This window comes from Streptomyces sp. NPDC050534, assembly GCF_044457745.1.
Lineage (GTDB): Bacteria > Actinomycetota > Actinomycetes > Streptomycetales > Streptomycetaceae > Streptomyces.
Map to the genome: position 1 here is coordinate 152,071 of NZ_JBITHF010000007.1, position 15,170 is coordinate 167,240.

At 71.5% G+C, this 15,170-nt stretch carries 12 protein-coding genes; all 12 read left to right on the forward strand.

The window, feature by feature from the left end; all coding sequences use genetic code 11:
* The first annotated feature begins 5 nt into the window (after positions 1-5).
* The 12 genes from ACIBN2_RS23585 to ACIBN2_RS23640 all read left to right on the forward strand — a co-directional run bounded on the left by ACIBN2_RS23585 (position 6) and on the right by ACIBN2_RS23640 (position 15,150).
* A complete protein-coding gene (locus tag ACIBN2_RS23585) occupies positions 6-530 on the forward strand; it encodes a phage tail protein (protein WP_016434446.1) in 525 nt (174 codons plus the stop codon).
* Positions 531-561: 31 nt separating this feature from the next.
* Entirely contained in the window at positions 562-1,290 is a 729-nt protein-coding gene (locus tag ACIBN2_RS23590) for a hypothetical protein (protein ID WP_399136938.1), read from the forward strand.
* 682 nt (positions 1,291-1,972) lie between these two features.
* Entirely contained in the window at positions 1,973-2,098 is a 126-nt protein-coding gene (locus tag ACIBN2_RS23595; RefSeq protein WP_399136940.1) for a hypothetical protein, read from the forward strand.
* A 48-nt stretch (positions 2,099-2,146) separates the two neighbouring features.
* Positions 2,147-3,004 (forward strand): DUF4255 domain-containing protein, encoded by an 858-nt coding sequence (locus ACIBN2_RS23600; RefSeq protein ID WP_399136941.1) that lies wholly within the window; start codon positions 2,147-2,149, stop codon positions 3,002-3,004.
* Positions 3,005-3,037: 33 nt separating this feature from the next.
* A complete protein-coding gene (locus tag ACIBN2_RS23605) occupies positions 3,038-4,969 on the forward strand; it encodes an ATP-binding protein (RefSeq protein WP_399136943.1) in 1,932 nt (643 codons plus the stop codon).
* Entirely contained in the window at positions 4,960-5,256 is a 297-nt protein-coding gene (locus tag ACIBN2_RS23610; protein ID WP_399136945.1) for a hypothetical protein, read from the forward strand. Before ACIBN2_RS23605 ends, ACIBN2_RS23610 begins: the two co-directional genes overlap by 10 nt.
* The gene (locus ACIBN2_RS23615; protein WP_399136946.1) at positions 5,253-11,795 is read left to right on the forward strand and encodes a DUF4157 domain-containing protein; all 6,543 of its coding nucleotides are present in this window, start codon (positions 5,253-5,255) and stop codon (positions 11,793-11,795) included. Before ACIBN2_RS23610 ends, ACIBN2_RS23615 begins: the two co-directional genes overlap by 4 nt.
* Positions 11,792-12,391 carry a hypothetical protein gene (locus ACIBN2_RS23620; protein WP_399136948.1) on the forward strand — a complete coding sequence of 200 codons (600 nt, stop codon included), beginning with the start codon at positions 11,792-11,794 and terminating at the stop codon, positions 12,389-12,391. Before ACIBN2_RS23615 ends, ACIBN2_RS23620 begins: the two co-directional genes overlap by 4 nt.
* The gene (locus tag ACIBN2_RS23625) at positions 12,388-13,074 is read left to right on the forward strand and encodes a hypothetical protein (RefSeq protein WP_399136949.1); all 687 of its coding nucleotides are present in this window, start codon (positions 12,388-12,390) and stop codon (positions 13,072-13,074) included. The genes ACIBN2_RS23620 and ACIBN2_RS23625 overlap by 4 nt, the downstream gene beginning before the upstream one ends.
* A gap of 10 nt (positions 13,075-13,084) precedes the next feature.
* Positions 13,085-13,438 carry a hypothetical protein gene (locus ACIBN2_RS23630; RefSeq protein ID WP_399136950.1) on the forward strand — a complete coding sequence of 118 codons (354 nt, stop codon included), beginning with the start codon at positions 13,085-13,087 and terminating at the stop codon, positions 13,436-13,438.
* Positions 13,431-14,570 (forward strand): hypothetical protein, encoded by a 1,140-nt coding sequence (locus ACIBN2_RS23635; protein ID WP_399136951.1) that lies wholly within the window; start codon positions 13,431-13,433, stop codon positions 14,568-14,570. Before ACIBN2_RS23630 ends, ACIBN2_RS23635 begins: the two co-directional genes overlap by 8 nt.
* A 43-nt stretch (positions 14,571-14,613) precedes the next feature.
* The gene (locus ACIBN2_RS23640) at positions 14,614-15,150 is read left to right on the forward strand and encodes a phage baseplate assembly protein V (RefSeq protein ID WP_399136952.1); all 537 of its coding nucleotides are present in this window, start codon (positions 14,614-14,616) and stop codon (positions 15,148-15,150) included.
* Positions 15,151-15,170: the final 20 nt, after the last annotated feature.

Below are 15,170 nucleotides of genomic sequence, written 5' to 3' on the forward strand. Positions count from 1 at the left end.
ATCCGATGGCTGAGTTCACGGTCAACGCGCATCGATTCGACCCCTACAAGAACTTCAAGTTCCTGGTGCTGTGGGACGGTCGGACGGTCGCCGGCATCAGCAAGATCAGTCCGCTGAAGCGGACCACGGAGGTCGTCAAGCACCGTCACGGCGGCGACCCCTCCTCCCCGCGCAAGTCGCCGGGCCGCTCGGAGTTCGAGGGCATCACCCTCGAGCGCGGGGTCACCCACGACCCCGAGTTCGACCGCTGGGCCAACAAGGTCTGGCAGGTCGGCGCGGGCCTCGGCTCCGAGGTGTCCCTCGCGGACTTCCGCAAGGACATCGTCATCCAGGTCCTCAACGAGGCCGGCCAGGTCGCCGTCTCGCACAAGCTCTACCGGACCTGGCCGAGCGAGTACCAGGTCCTCGGCGAGATGGACGCCAACGCCAACGCGGTGGCCATCCAGTCGCTGAAGCTCGAGTGCGAGGGCTGGGAGCGGGACTACGAGGTGCCCGAGCCCGAGGAGCCCTCGTTCCTCAACCCGGCCTGACAGCACGGAAGTTCGGAAAGCGGGGGAGGACATGGCGATCACCGGGGCGGCCGAACTGCTGGCCGCCTGGGAGACGGGGCTCGGCGAGGCGCCCGTCGGACGGGCGCTGCTGCTGCACCGCGCGGCACGCCCGGACGTGGACGTCTCGCGGCTGCCCGCCGTTCCCGTGGGCGAGCGCGAGGCGGACCTGTTCGCCCTGCGCCGGGCGCTGTTCGGCGAGCGGATGCAGGTGCGCCTGGAGTGCGCCGCCTGCGGCCAGGACATGGAGTTCGACCTGGACGCAGGCGAGCTCGCCGGATCGCTGGGCGGGCGCGGCGAGCAGGTCGTACGGGTCCGGGAGGGCGGCTGGGACGTCGAGTTCCGGCTGCCCGGGATCGCCGACCTGCAGGCCGCGGCCCGGTCGGCGGACCCGCGGACGGCCCTGCTCGCCCGGTGCCTGGTGTCGGCGGCGCGCGGCGGAACCGCCGTGGCCGGCCCGGAGCTGCCCGCCGCGGTGCAGCGCCGGATCGCCGAGGCCGTCGAGGCGGCCGACCCGGCCGCCGACCTCGTGCTCGACATCGCCTGTCCCGAGTGTGGCGCGGCCACCCGCGCCGAACTCGACATCGCCTCCTACCTGTGGACCGAACTGGACGCCTGGGCACGGGACGTGCTGCTCGACGTCCACCTGCTCGCCACCGCCTACGGGTGGAGCGAGCCGGAGATCCTGGCGCTCAGCCCGACGCGGCGCCGCTACTACCTGGAGCTGTGTGCGGATGTCTGACTCAACGGGCACCCCGGACTCCCCGGACTTCCTCGACCGGCTGATCGCGCGGCACGCGGCCCCGCGACCGGCCGCGACGCGGGTGCGGCCCCGGCTGCCCGGCCCGTTCGAGCGGGTCGAGGCGGTACGGCAGCGGGCGGCGGCGCCCGATGAGGACACGCTGCTGTGGCCCGCGGTCACGCCGGCCGCACCGCCCGCGGACGTACCGCGGACCGCGGCCGCCGGAACCAGCACGCACACCGAACGGGAGCACACCGTCGTACGCACCGAACGCGAACCGGCCGGCCCGGACCCGCGTCCGTCCGCGCCGGCCCGCGCCGAGGCGCCCCTGCTGCGCCCCGCCGCGCCCGTCGCGCCGGGACCGCGGCCCGCGGCCGGCACCGCGCGGCGTGCGGCGGGGCGGGGACGGGCGGAGCAGCCGGAACCCGCACAGACCGCGGTCCCTTCGCCCATCCCCCCGGGCGCGGAGACCGCCCCTCACGCCGTGGGGGGGGGGGGGGGGCCCCCCCCCCCCCCCCCCCCCCGCCGCCCCCCCCCCCCCCCCCGCGGCGCGCCCCCCCCCCCCCCCGGGGGGGGGCGCGGCGCCCCCCCCCCCCCCCCCCCCCCCACGGCGGCGGCACGCGACGCCCTACGGCAGGCCGCGGCCCGGCGTCCGGCACGCGCCACCGAGCAGGTGGTCCAGGTGCAGATCGGGCGGCTGGAAGTGACCGCGCAGCCCTCGGGCGGCGGGGGGCGGGGGACGCCCGCGAAGGAGCGGGCCGGGACGACGCTGAGCCTCGCCGAGTATCTGGCGCGGGGGCGCGAGTGAACCACGGACAGGGACCAGCAGGCCGAGAGGAACCGAGGAACTGACGTCATGAGCAACGCACTTGCCATCGCCCATGTCACCCAGGCCCTCGCGCTGCTGATCGAGAACAACGTGGGGCCGGAGTTCGGCGAGGCCGTCAAGGTCGAACCGCGCAAGCCGCCCGCCGACCCGCAGCTGGAGCAGCCGACGATCTCGGTGTTCCTCTACCAGGTCACGCCCAACACCTCGCAGCGCAACAACGACCTCCCGACCCGGGCCTGGGACGGCACCCTGGTCAAGCGGCCCGCCGCGGCGCTCGACCTGCACTACGTGATCAGCGCGTACGGGGACGAGAGGGAGCTGGTCGGGCAGCGGCTGATCGGGTCCGTGGTGCGCACCCTGCACGAGATCCCGATCCTGCCCAAGGACGTCATCGAACAGGCCGGTGAGCGGCCCTACTTGGCGGGCAGCGACCTCGCCGCGGCGGCGCAGCGGGTGCGGTTCACCCCGACCGTGATGGACGTCGACGAGACGTCGAAGCTGTGGGGGATGCTCTACCAGACGCCGTACACGCTGTCCGTCGTCTACCAGGCGACGCTCGTCCTCATCGACGGACGCCGGATTCCGGTGGCGGGCAAGCCGGTCGAACGGCCCGAGGTGAGGGTGCTGCCCTTCGGGGCACCGGGAGCGCCGGTCCCTCCAGGGGCCGAGCCGACGGACCACTCGCTGCCAAGTGACGGCGATTCCAAGTCGGTTGAGGATGGCCGGCCCGAACCGCCTGCTCCGCCGGCGGCGAAGAAGGCGGCCAAGGCCCCGGCGAAGACCGTCGCGAAGACCGCCGCCAGGTCCCCGGCGAGAGCCCGGAAGGCGGCGCCCCGGGCCGGCAGGCAGACCCCGCGGCAGGGCGACGACAGCACGGAGAAGTGAGGCGGCATGACGACGACGGGGGCAGGTGAGGGCATGGGAACGACCGAGCAGGGGACGACGCTGACCACGGAGATCCGCCGTGTCCTGGACCGGGTCGACGCACACGCGGCGCGGACCGACCCGAAGGGCGACGCACCCGGTGCCGAGCTGGCCCCCGCCGAGGGCCCCGGCACCGCCCCCCTCGACGCCCTCGTGTCCTGCTTCGGCCTCACCGCCTTCGAGCGCGACCTCGTACTCCTCGCCGCCGCCCACGAGTTGGAGCCCACCGCCGCCGCCCGGTGCGCCGCAGCCTGCGGTGACCCCGAACGCGCGTACCCCACCTTCTCGCTCGCCCTGGCGGCCCTCGCCGAACCGCACTGGAGCGCGCTGACGCCCGTGGCGCCCCTCAGGCGCTGGCGGATCGCCGAGCTGGACGACGAGAGCCGGCTCACCACCTCCCGGCTGCGGCTCGACGAGCGCATCCTGCACTTCCTGCTGGGCTCGCCCTACCTGGACGCGCGGCTGCACGGTCAGCTGCGTCGCACCCCGGTACCGCAGGCGCTGACGCCGTCGTACGACCTGGCGGCGAACCGGCTCGCCGAGGGCTGGACGACCGGGGCGGGCGCCGAGGCACCGATCGTCGAGGTGACCGGCGGGGATCTGCGCAGCCGCGCGGACATCGCCGCGGCGGCCGCCGCCCGCTCGGGGCTCGGGTTGTACGCGATGAGCGCCGACGACATCCCCGCCGAGCCCGTGGAGCGCGACCGGCTCGCCCGGCTGTGGCAGCGCGAGGCGATCCTGCTGCCCTCGGCGCTGCTCGTCGAGGTGGGCGAGCTGGACCGCGACCAGCGGGCGGCGACGGAGTCCTTCCTGGCCGGCGCCGCCGTACCGGTGGTCGTGTCGAGCGAGGACCCGCTGCGCTCCGAGCGCTCCTACCGGGCCCGGGCCGCCGTGCCGCGGCTCGACGACGACGAGCAACTCGCCCTGTGGTCCGGCGCCTTCGAGGAGACCGACCTGGAGGAGGGTGAACTGCGCTCCCTCGTCGCCCAGTTCCAGCTGCCCCCGCACGTCGTACGGTCCGCGGCGGCCACCGTGCGCCGCCTGCTGCCGCAGGAGGACGAACTCGACGCGGCCGAACTCGCCTGGCGGGCCGGGCTCGACGAGGCGCGCATCGGCATGGACGAACTCGGCCGGCGGATCACGCCCGCGGCCGGCTGGGACGACCTGGTGCTGCACGAGCGGCAGACCGGCGTACTGCGGGAGATCGTGGCGCACGTGCGGCAGCGTGCGACCGTCCACCAGGAGTGGGGGTTCGCCGCCACCCTGCGACGCGGCCTCGGCGTGACCGCGATGTTCGCGGGCGGCTCCGGCACCGGAAAGACCCTGGCCGCCGAGGTCATGGCGAACGAGCTCGGCCTCGACCTGTTCGTCATCGACCTCTCGCAGGTCGTCAGCAAGTACATCGGCGAGACCGAGAAGAACCTCCGCCGGGTCTTCGACGCCGCCGAACGCGGCGGCGCGCTGCTGCTGTTCGACGAGGCCGACGCGCTGTTCGGCAAGCGCAGCGAGGTCAAGGACAGCCACGACCGGTACGCCAACCTCGAGGTCAGCTATCTGCTGATGCGCATGGAGGCCTACCGCGGCCTCGCCGTCCTCACCACCAACATGAAGAACGCCCTCGACACCGCCTTCCTGCGGCGCATCCGCTTCGTCGTCGACTTCCCCTTCCCGGCCGAGCACGAGCGGGCCGAGATCTGGCGGCGCGTGCTTCCGCCGCAGGCGCCGGTGAAGGACATCGACCCCAGGCTGCTCGCGCAGCTCACCGTCGCCGGCGGCTCGATCCGCAACATCGCCCTGTCCGGGGCGTTCCTCGCCGCCGAGGAGGGCGACCGGCTGCAGATGCGGCACATGCTCGCCGCCGCCCGCACCGAGTATCTGAAGCTGGAGCGCTCGCTGACGCCCACGGAGGTCCGCGGATGGGTGTGAACTCCGGCCCCGGCAAGGAGCCTTCGGCGATCCTCGTCGACATCGGCGAACTCGTCCTCGACGGCTTCCGGGCCGACCCGGACCGGGTGTCGGCCGCCTTCGAGACCGAACTGACCCGTCTCGTACGGCTGCACGGTGTGCCGCTGGCCGCACGGGGCGCCCTCGCCGTCGACGCACTGTCCGGGCTGCCGCCCCTGCCGGCCGGGCTGTCCGCGCGCCGTCTCGGCCAGGAGCTGGCGCGTGCCGTGCACGAGGGCCTGAGCGGTCACGGGGAGGTGGGCCCGTGAGCTCCCGTACCCAGGACGGCCAGGCGGAACAGAGCGCCGAACAGCGCCGCCGCAAGCGCAGGGAACGCGCCGCCAAGTCCCGTGCGCCCGAGCCGAAGAACATCGTCAGCGGCGCCGGGCAGCCGCTGGACCCCGGCATCCGGCGGGAACTGGAGGAGCAGCTCGGCCACGACCTCGGCCGGGTACGGCTGCACACCGGCCGGGACGCCGGGCAGCTGACCGAGCTGCTCGGCGCGGACGCGGTCGCCGTCGGCCAGGACGTGTTCTTCCGCGAGGGCGCCTTCCGCCCCGGCACCGACGAGGGCCGGCGCCTGCTCGCCCACGAGCTCCAGCACACGGTGCAGAACCCGCACGGCCTCGGCACCCTGCGGGCCGGCCGCGAGCTCGGTGCGGTGAGCCTGCCGCAGCAGGCCATCGAGCGGGAGGCGGAAGAGGCCGCGCAGGCGGCCGTACGGCCCGATTCCCTTCTGCCGTCGGAGCCGGCCCCGCAGGTCGAGGAGGGGCAGGACACCCCCGGCTGGCTGCGCTACGCCACCGTCGACGCCGACCGGATGCGCACCGAGGCCGTCGACCCGGCGACCCTCGTCGACCGGATCGCGGGCCACGTGCTGCGCAGCCTGCGGGGCGACCCCACCGACGCCTCCGGTCGAGTACGACTGCAACTGGCTCGGATGTCACCGGAGTTGGAGGACGCGGTCGTCGAGCGGCTGGAGAACAGGCTGCTCACCCCCGAGTACGACCGGCTGCTGGAGATCGCGGACCAGGCCCGCCCCGGCCCCGTCGAACTCCAGCCCGCCGAGACGCCGTTGCCCGAGTACGACCTCTTCGAAGAACTCGGCGTCGAACGCACCCAGTGGCAGCGGAAGCAGGAGTCCGACCGAGGCTCCGCCGAGCGGCGGGCCGACGACACGCGCGAGGAGCAGCGGGACGCCACAACGCGCGACGCCAAGAGCAGCAGCGACCGCAGCCGGGCCGGCGCGGACGCGGCCACGGAGGATCAGGACGCGGCACGGCGCACCGAGCAGGAGGACACCCGCAACGCCTCCCGGCAGCAGGCCAAGGAGGAGCAGCAGCAGGAGGACGAGCAGTCCGCCACCGACCGCGCGCGCACCGACCAGGCGTCCGACGAGCGCGGCCAGGCCCGGCAGGAGGGCACCGAGCAGGCCAAGGAGGAGCGCAAGGAGCAGCGCGAGCGGGAGGAGGCCGACCCGCGGCAGGCCAGTGCGCCCGGCTCCGACAAACGCAAGCGGCAGGACGACCAGACCCAGCCGGCCGCCGGTTCCAGGCGCGAGGAGCCGGACCCCAAGCAGAAGGCCCAGCCCGGACCCGTACGCCCGGAGAAGGTCGACGAACGCGCCGAGCAGCCCGACTCCGCGCTGTCCGAGCACGGCCTGAACGAGAAGGACGAGGACGGCGGCGCCGAGGCCGAACCGCGCGAGGAGGAACGGCCGCTCGGTCTCGAGGCGGGCGCCGACCAGGAGGTCGCGGGCGGCGAGGACGAGGCCCGGGCGCCGGGCGGGAAGGACGAGCCCGCGCTCAGGCCCGAGGACTACCTGCCCGAGGCCGACCTCGACCTGTCCGCCGTGCCCACCGCGGACCAGCTCGCACCGGGGACCACCGAGCCGTCGCTGCCCTCCTTCCCCACCCCGCCGCCGACGAAGGCCGAGAGGACCGAGCAGGAGCGGGAGAAGAACGAGCGGGAGCAGGACGAGGACGACGCCGGGCCCGAGCCGAAGGCGCCCGGACAGGACGAGGGACCGGTCGCGGGCGAGGCACCGCAGCCTGAGAACGGGCCCGTCGCGCAGTCCGGGGACCGCGCCACCAAGGACCTCCAGGAGACCGACAAGCCGCTCGACCAGGAGGTCGGCCCCGACCTCGCGACCCAGGACAAGGAGCGGCCCGAGCCGGAGACCGAGCGGCCGGACCCGGAGCAGCGGCAGGAGCGGGAGCAGACCAAGGACGCGGACGACACCGCTTCCGACGGGACGGACGGCGACGACGAGCGGCCGGACGCCAGGGACGAGCAGGAGGAGGCGGACCGGCAGCGGGAACGTACGGCCGCCGAGTCCCGTACGACCGCTGCGGCTCCGGGGCCCGTGCCCTCGGTGGCGACCCCCGTCGCGGCCGCCGTGTCCCGGCCGGCCGGTGCGCAGACGCCGAAGACCCCCGTCGAGGACCGCGACCCCTCGCCGGCCGCCCGCCGGGGTGCCGAGCCGCCCCGCTCCGAGCGCGAGGCGCCGCAGGCCAAGAGCCAGGTGCCCAAGGAGAGCGGGCCCGGCGCCGTACCCCGCGGACCGGTCGGCGCATCGGAGAAGACCGGGCCCGCGGTCGCCGCGGGCCCGGGGGCCGCGCCGTCCGTCGCCCAGGCGGCGGTGAGCCCGGCCGCGGAGCAGGCCGACGGGCCGGGCCAGACCGCGGCGACCGACGCGCCACGGCCCGAAGCCTCCCTGGAGAAGGACGGAGGCGGCTGCGCGCCGCCCGCGCCCGCACCCGAGAAGGACGAGGGGCAGCAGGGCAGTTGCGGGGGCGGCGGCGGGACCGCGCCCGAGGAGAAGCAGCAGGAGCCGCCGGACGTCTCGGGGCAGGACCCCAAGACCGCCGTGCAGACCGTGAGCAAGCTGGCACCCGACCAGGCGGCCGCGGCCATGCCCGGCGTCGACAAGGCCGCGGACAAGAAGATCGCCGACGAGCAGAAGCGGCTCGACGCGGCACCACCGACGCGTGAACGTCCCTCCGGGGCGCCGCAGACGCGGTCCGCACCGCCCCAGGCCGCGCCCGCCGCCGCCCAGGTCACCGGCAAGGTGGAGCGGATCGGCCCCGAGGACCAGGCCGACAAGCAGAAGGCGAAGGGCGGCGTCAAGGCGGAGGGCAGGCAGCCCGCCTCGGACGTGCCTCCGCCGCCGCCACCCGCCGTACCGGACAAGGGACTCAGCGAGGCCGAGGCGAAGAACGTCGAAGCGGCGGCCGACGCGGTCCCGACCACCGACCCCGCACTGGAGAACAAGACGGTCGGCCCGGCTCCCAAGATCCGGCTGGAGGGCCCCAGCGACCCGACCCGTACCGACGACCAGGCCAAGGCGCTCAAGGACAAGCAGTCCGACCTGCAGGGCACCGGCCGCGAGGACGCCGCCAAGCCGATGGGCGAGGACCAGGTCTTCCCCGACGCGCCCAGGGAACAGCTCACCGGCAAGGCCTCCGGCGGCTCCGGCGGCGGCAAGGGCGGTGCGCTCGCGGCCACGTCCGCGCCGAAGGCCGGCGTCGGCGCCGTCGCCAAGCAGGAGAAGGGCACCGAGATCACCGGTGCCGCGGGCAAGGCGCAGGGCGACCTCGGTGCCAGGGACAAGGAGCACCAGCAGAGCGAGCAGAAGGCCAAGCAGGACAAGCAGACCGAGATCGACCGCGAGGTCGAGCGCAACACCGCGCAGCAGACCGCCGAACGCGGGCGCGTCGCTCAGGAGACGCAGAAGCAGCGCGAGGACTGGCGGTCCGAGCAGGACAAGAAGGTCGAGGACGCGGACAAGCAGTCCGGCGACGAGCACGACAAGAAGAACAAGGACATCGTCAAGGCGCGCGACGACAAGGACAAGGAGATCGGCGCGCGCAAGGACAAGGACAACGGCCAGATCGACACGGAGCGGGAGAACGCCGAGAAGGAGGCCAGGAAGAAGAAGGAGGAGAAGAAGCCCTCCGGAGGCCTGTTCGGCTGGATCGCCGACAAGGTGGCCGACTTCTTCAAGGGCCTGCTCGCGGCGGTCACCGCGGTCTTCGACGCCGCCCGCAAGGCGGTCAACGGCATCATCGACAAGTTCAAGGACTGGGCCAACCAGGCCATCGACTTCGTACGGGACCTGGCGGTCAAGGCGATCAACGCCCTGGCGGACGTCCTGATAGCGATCGGCGACACGCTCCTGTCGGCCTTCCCGGAACTCCGGGACCGCTTCCGCAAGGCGATCGAGGGCCTGCGGGACGCGGCGATCGCGACGGTGAACCGCCTTGCGGACGGCCTGAAGAAGGCCGTGAACGCGCTGCTGGACACCTTGGCGGCGGGCCTGAACAAGCTCCTCGACGTCCTGGAAGCCGGCGTCAAGGCGGTGATCAAGGCCTACCAGGCGATCATCGTGGGCGCGATCAAGTTCGCGCAGGCGGCGATCGAGGCGCTGGGGAAGTTCGCGGCGCTGGTGGCGGACATCGCGCCGGACCCGGGTGGCTGGATCTCGAAGGCGGGCAGCGCGGCCAAGACCGGCATCACCGACCACCTCTGGGGCGCCATCAAGGTGGCGGTCAAGGGATGGTTCGACACGAAGGTCGAGGGCATCCTCGGCCTCGGCAAAGCCGTGATCGACGTGCTGGTCAAGGGCTGCGTGTCGCTCAAGCAGATCGGCAAGATGGCCTGGGACGCGATCATCGCGTCGCTGCCGATGATGATCGCCGGCCTGGTCATCGAGAAGGTCGTCTCGATGATCGTGCCGGCGGCCGGGGCGATCCTGACGATCATCCAGGGACTGATGGCGGCCTGGTCGACGGTCAGTTCGATCCTCTCGGCGTTCTCGAAGTTCTGGGCGTACCTGACGGCGGTGAAGGCGGGCCCGGCGGCGTGCCTGTTCGCCGAGGCGGTCGCCGCGGGCGTGGTGGCGTTGCTGGACTTCATCACCAACTTCCTTCTCCAGAAGCTGTCTTCGGCGACCAAGGGCGTGGGCAAACGCCTCAAGGGCATGGCCCAGAAGATCATGGACGGCCTGAAGAAGGTCGGCGGCGGAGCGAAGAAGGCGGCGGGAGCCGCGGTCAACTCCGCCCGAGGCGCCCTGCGCAAGGCCCGCCAGGCCCTGGGCCGCCCGGGCACGGAGCCCCACCCGAAGGGCCACGCTTCGCCGGACCCGAAGTCCCCGGTGAAACCGAAGGATCACGCGACACCGAAGGGTCCGGCGAAGAAGCCGGACGCTGCGGAGACCCGGCCGAAGGAGAGAGCGCCGGAGCGGGAGCCGTCGAACGAACGGGCTCCGGAGAAGGAAGGGGCGCCCGGCAAGGACCGGACTCCGGACAGGGAGAAGGGCCCGGGCCGGGACACCAAGGACGAGAAGCCCGACGCGACCCACAAGAAGAAGAAAGAGACCGAGGGCCCCAAGCCGACCAAGCCCAAGAAGCCCAAGTCCCCGGTCGGTAAGGCCCTCTCGAAGGCCAAGGGCGCCGTCAAGTCCGCCCTGAAGAAGGCCGGCAACGCCGCGAAGACCCTCGGCCGCAAGCTCAAGAAGTCGAAGCTGGGCAAGGCCCTCAAGAACGGCGCGTCCAAGCTGCGCAACTTCTTCAAGAGGAAGAAGGACCAGTTCCGGGACCACAAGAAGCGCCGGCACGAGGAGAAGAGGCGCAAGGAGGACCAGCGCAAGAAGGACGAGAAGTCGAAGGAGTCCAAGGAGGCGCGGCTGCAGAAGATCGTGGCTCGCATCGAGCCGCAGCTGAAGCGACTTCTCGATCGGGGAGTCGCCAGGCCGGTGCTCCGTGCGGTGCTTCTCGGTCTTCGGACCTGGAACCGGCTGACCGGGCTGGAGTCGCTGGGAGACCTGCGTCTTCGTCTCCGCGCCTGGCTCAACCCGGACATAGTCTTCTTGAACGGTGTCGCCTTCGCCACCGACGACCTCGTTCGATACGTTCGCCAAGTCGGTGCCGAAGTACTCAAGGCACAGAGTTGGCAACGTGGTCAAGGAAGTCAGCAAGGTCCGCTCCCGGCGCCCACGCCCGGGACCAATGCCAACGGCAAGCCGTTCGACACCTACGAACTGGGCGATCGCAGCGCCGGGAACGTTCAGGAAGGTCTGCGTGGCCGGCCCGGTTCGACCATGTGGCAAGTGGATGTAATGCGTTACCGAGATGCCGCGAACCAGCCTCTCGACGTGCGGTGGCAGCAATGGTTCCACCGTACGATCAAGAATCGGGGAGTATGGTTCGGCATCCCGTTGAGCATGAAACAGACGTGGCGCGCGAAGATGAGGCCAGGGCTGTCGTACACCGAATTGGCTGCTCTCTTCGCGTCGTGGAAGGGATCTCACGGAAAGCGGAAGCAGCAGGTAATCGCCAAGCAGGCACTCGACATGCTGGGCGGTCGTATGCCTGGCGGGTCCAACAGGCGCTTCACGGCTGAACTCACCGCGCTGATGATCCAGCAGGAAGGTCTCCGCAATGTCGGCACGATGACCACCGGGGCAATGCTGCTGGACATGGCTTCCCGAGGAAGCATCTCGATGGAGGACGCCGCGCGTATGCATCCGATGGCGCCCGGCGGTTCCATGGCACGCTCACGGGAGCTCAGGGCAAATCTCTTCAGGAATGAGGCCAGGACGACCGGAGCGGACGCGCTGAGGCTTCGCGAAGCAACGGTCGTGGAAGCCTGGGTACGCAGCCTCGGGGACGAGATCGTCGTGGACTCCTTCGCCACCGCGGAAGAAAAGAAGCGAAGGATACGGCAGGAGATCCGGGAGCGGATCCACAGAATCTACGGGGTCGATCCGAGGTATACCGCATTGCGTCAAGGGATGGATGTCCAGTGAGTGGCAAGAGATTCGCTTCGAGCAGGTTCGTCCTGCGCTCCTACCCGGCTCGGGAGGAAGTGCAGTATTTCGCGGAATCGCTCGGCTGGGTTGTGGCGTCAACGGAAAAGAAAGCCCCTCCCTTCTCTGGGACGGAGATCATCTGGTCGTCCTCCGGTGGTGAGGCCCTCCGATATATGGAGGACGAAATGACCGGTAACTGCTATGTCACTGTTGAGGCTTCGACCGGCGAAGAAGTGCAGAGACTGGGAGAGGCTGTCGTGGACGAACTCCTTCCGTGGGAGCGGGAGGAGCTCGTTTTCGCCGTGGACACTGCCTCCGATGAGATGGAATTCGGACTGGCAGTGATCCGGCTCAGCATCGCTGCGCCCCGTCGAACGGACGAAACAATCCTTCAACGGGTGCGGTCCGCCCTCACCCACGACGACGCGCGGGTACGGGACATGGGCATTGTGGCGACCACATACTCCCCCTGGCCGGAATATGTACCCTTGCTGAGGGATATCGCGCAGGGAGACTCCGAACACAAGCTGCGGGAGCGCAGCAGGTCCGTTCTCGAGTCCTACGCCGCCGCGGGTGTCGGGGAGGACGAATGACCCGCTACGCAGACATCCCCAAACCCATCCGCTCCGGAATGGTCGTCGTCGACCCCGACCGCGGCACCCCCCAACGCGTCATCGTCCTGCAGTTCAACCCCGACACCCTGGAGCGCAGCATCGCGCCGCAGTCGGCCGGGGACAGTGGTGACAGCGTGAGTGGGGGGACCGGGAGCGGGGACCGTAACGAGGCGCTCCGGCTCAAGGGTCCCGCCGAGGAGACCTGGAAGTTCACCGCCGAGATCGATGCCACGGATCAGCTGGAGATCGCGGCGCCCGACGGCATCCACCCCCAACTGGCCGCACTCGAGATGCTCGTGCAGCCGACGACCGCCCAGCTGCGCGCCGCGAGCCGGCTGTCGCAGAAGGGGACCATCGAGATCAGCCCGATCGAGATGCCGCTGACGCTGTTCACGTGGGGCAGCAAGCGGGTCCTGCCCGTGCGGCTCACCGAGCTGTCCGTCAACGAGTCCGCCTTCGACGTGAACCTCAATCCCATACGGGCCTCGCTGAGCATCGGCATGAAGATCCTCACCGTCAGCGACCTGCCCGCCGGCCACCGCGGCGCCGACCTCTACATGGCCCACCTCGCGCAGAAGGAACGGCTCGCCGCCACCGCCCGCGGCGGCAGCCTCGGGGCCCTCGGACTGCCCGGTGCCGACGTACTGAGTGGAAGGGGCTGAGCCCACAGACATGGCCGACATCGAGTCCTACGAGAGCGCCCTCGGCGCGATACCCGGCGCCCACCCGTACCCCCGCACCAGCCGCTACCACGATGCCGAGATCGGGATCCACCGGCTTCCCGACGGCACCGAGGTGCGCTACGCCAAGCGCCGCCTGCTGCCCCCGCTCGACGCACAGGAGACACAGGAGCATGTCGTGGGTGCGCGGGAGCGGCCCGATCTGCTCGCCCAGCGCTTCTACGGCGACCCCGGCCAGTGGTGGCGCATCGCCGACGCCAACCCCGTACTCGATCCACGGGAGTTGACCGACGAAGCGGGGCGGGTCGTCGAGATCCCCGAGCCCGGAGGGCACCGGCGTGTCTGAACAGCCCGTCGGGCAGGGCCCCGTCCACATCACACTGCTCATGGGGCCGAAGCTCGCCCGTCCCGTCCCGGCCGAGGTGACCGAGGCCCTGCTGTCCGCCCAGATCACCGCCACCGCCGGCGAACGCAGCGGATTTCAGCTGGCCTTCGACCTCACCAAGAACGGGATCATCAACCAGCGGCTGCTGCCCGAGGGGTTCTTCGACCCCAAGACCCGGCTCATCGTCACCGTCAGTGTCCGGGGGACGCCCGACGTCCTGTTCGACGGCCTCGTCGTCCGGCAGGAGGTCGGCGCCAGCAACCAGCCCGGCCACTCCACCCTCACCGTCACCGGCGAGGACCTGACCCTGCTGATGGATCTGGAGGAGCGGACCGCCCGGTACCCCAACCTCCCGCCCTCCGAGCGGGTTCTGAGCATCCTGCGGCGCTACTCCGACTACGGCATCCGGCCCGACGTCTACGCCGAGAAGATCGCCCAGCCCCCGCACCAGGACCTCCGCGTCCACTACCAGACCGGCACCGACCTCCAGTACGTCACCGACCTGGCCCGCGCCAACGGGTACACCTTCTACCTCGACCCCGGCCCCAACCCCGGCCAGTCCTCGGCCCGTTGGGGACCCGAGGTCCGTCTCGGCATCCGTCAGCACGCCCTCAACGTCAACATGGACGCCAACACGACAGTGGACCAGCTGACGTTCTCGTACGACGGGACGGCGCGAGAAGAGCCGCAGGCGCGGTGGCAGGACCCGGGGACCCGCGTGTCCACCCTCCTTCCCCAGCCGCCGATCAGCCCACTGCGGCCGCCCCTCGGCCGCCGCCCCACCCCCGCCCTCAAGCGCAGGACCCTCACGGGCACCGCCAAGCAGCAGCGCGAACAGGCAGAGGCCGAACTCCTCGCCCGCGCCGCCGTCTCCGCCGACGTGGTCTCCGGCTCCGGCTCGCTCGACGTCAACCGGCACGGCTACATCCTGCAGCCCCGCCAACTGGTCGGCGTGCGCGGTTCGGGGCGGGCGTACGACGGCGACTACTACGTCAAGTCCGTCACGCACAACCTGCGTCCGGGCTCCTTCCAGCAGAACTTCACCCTCTCCAGGGAGGGGCTGGAAGCCCGCAGCGACTACGTCCGGCCGTAGGACACATCCCGCATTCGACCCACCCGATCAGGAGCAGTTCAGCATGGCGGCAAACGGCAATCGCTACCTCGGCAAGTTCCGCGGCCGGGTCGTCGACAACAACGACCCGCTGCGGATCGGGCGGATCACCGTCGAGGTGCCCGACGTGCTCGGTGACGAGGCGTCCACCTGGGCGCTGCCCTGCCTGCCGTTCACCGGGCCCGAGTCGGGCCAGTTCGTGGTGCCGCCGCCCGGCGCCGGTGTGTGGGTGGAGTTCGAGCAGGGGGACCCCAGCTTCCCGGTGTGGACCGGATGCTGGTACGGAGCCGCCGAGGAACTGCCGCCCGACGCGCGCCGAGCCCTCCAGGCGAACTCGCCGGACAAGCCCGTCGTCGTGCAGACGCCGGGCGCGCACAAGATCGTGATGAACGACACTGCCGGCGCCGAGCAGGGAATCCTGCTCCAGGCCCAGGGCGGCGCCTACGTCCACATCACCAAGGAAGCCGTGGTCATCGCGACCGGCGCAGGCGCCGAGATCGTGCTCCGCGGCAAGGAAGTGACCATCAACGAGGGCCAGTTGACCGTGCTCTCGAAGCGATAGAAGACGGGGGACGCACCAAG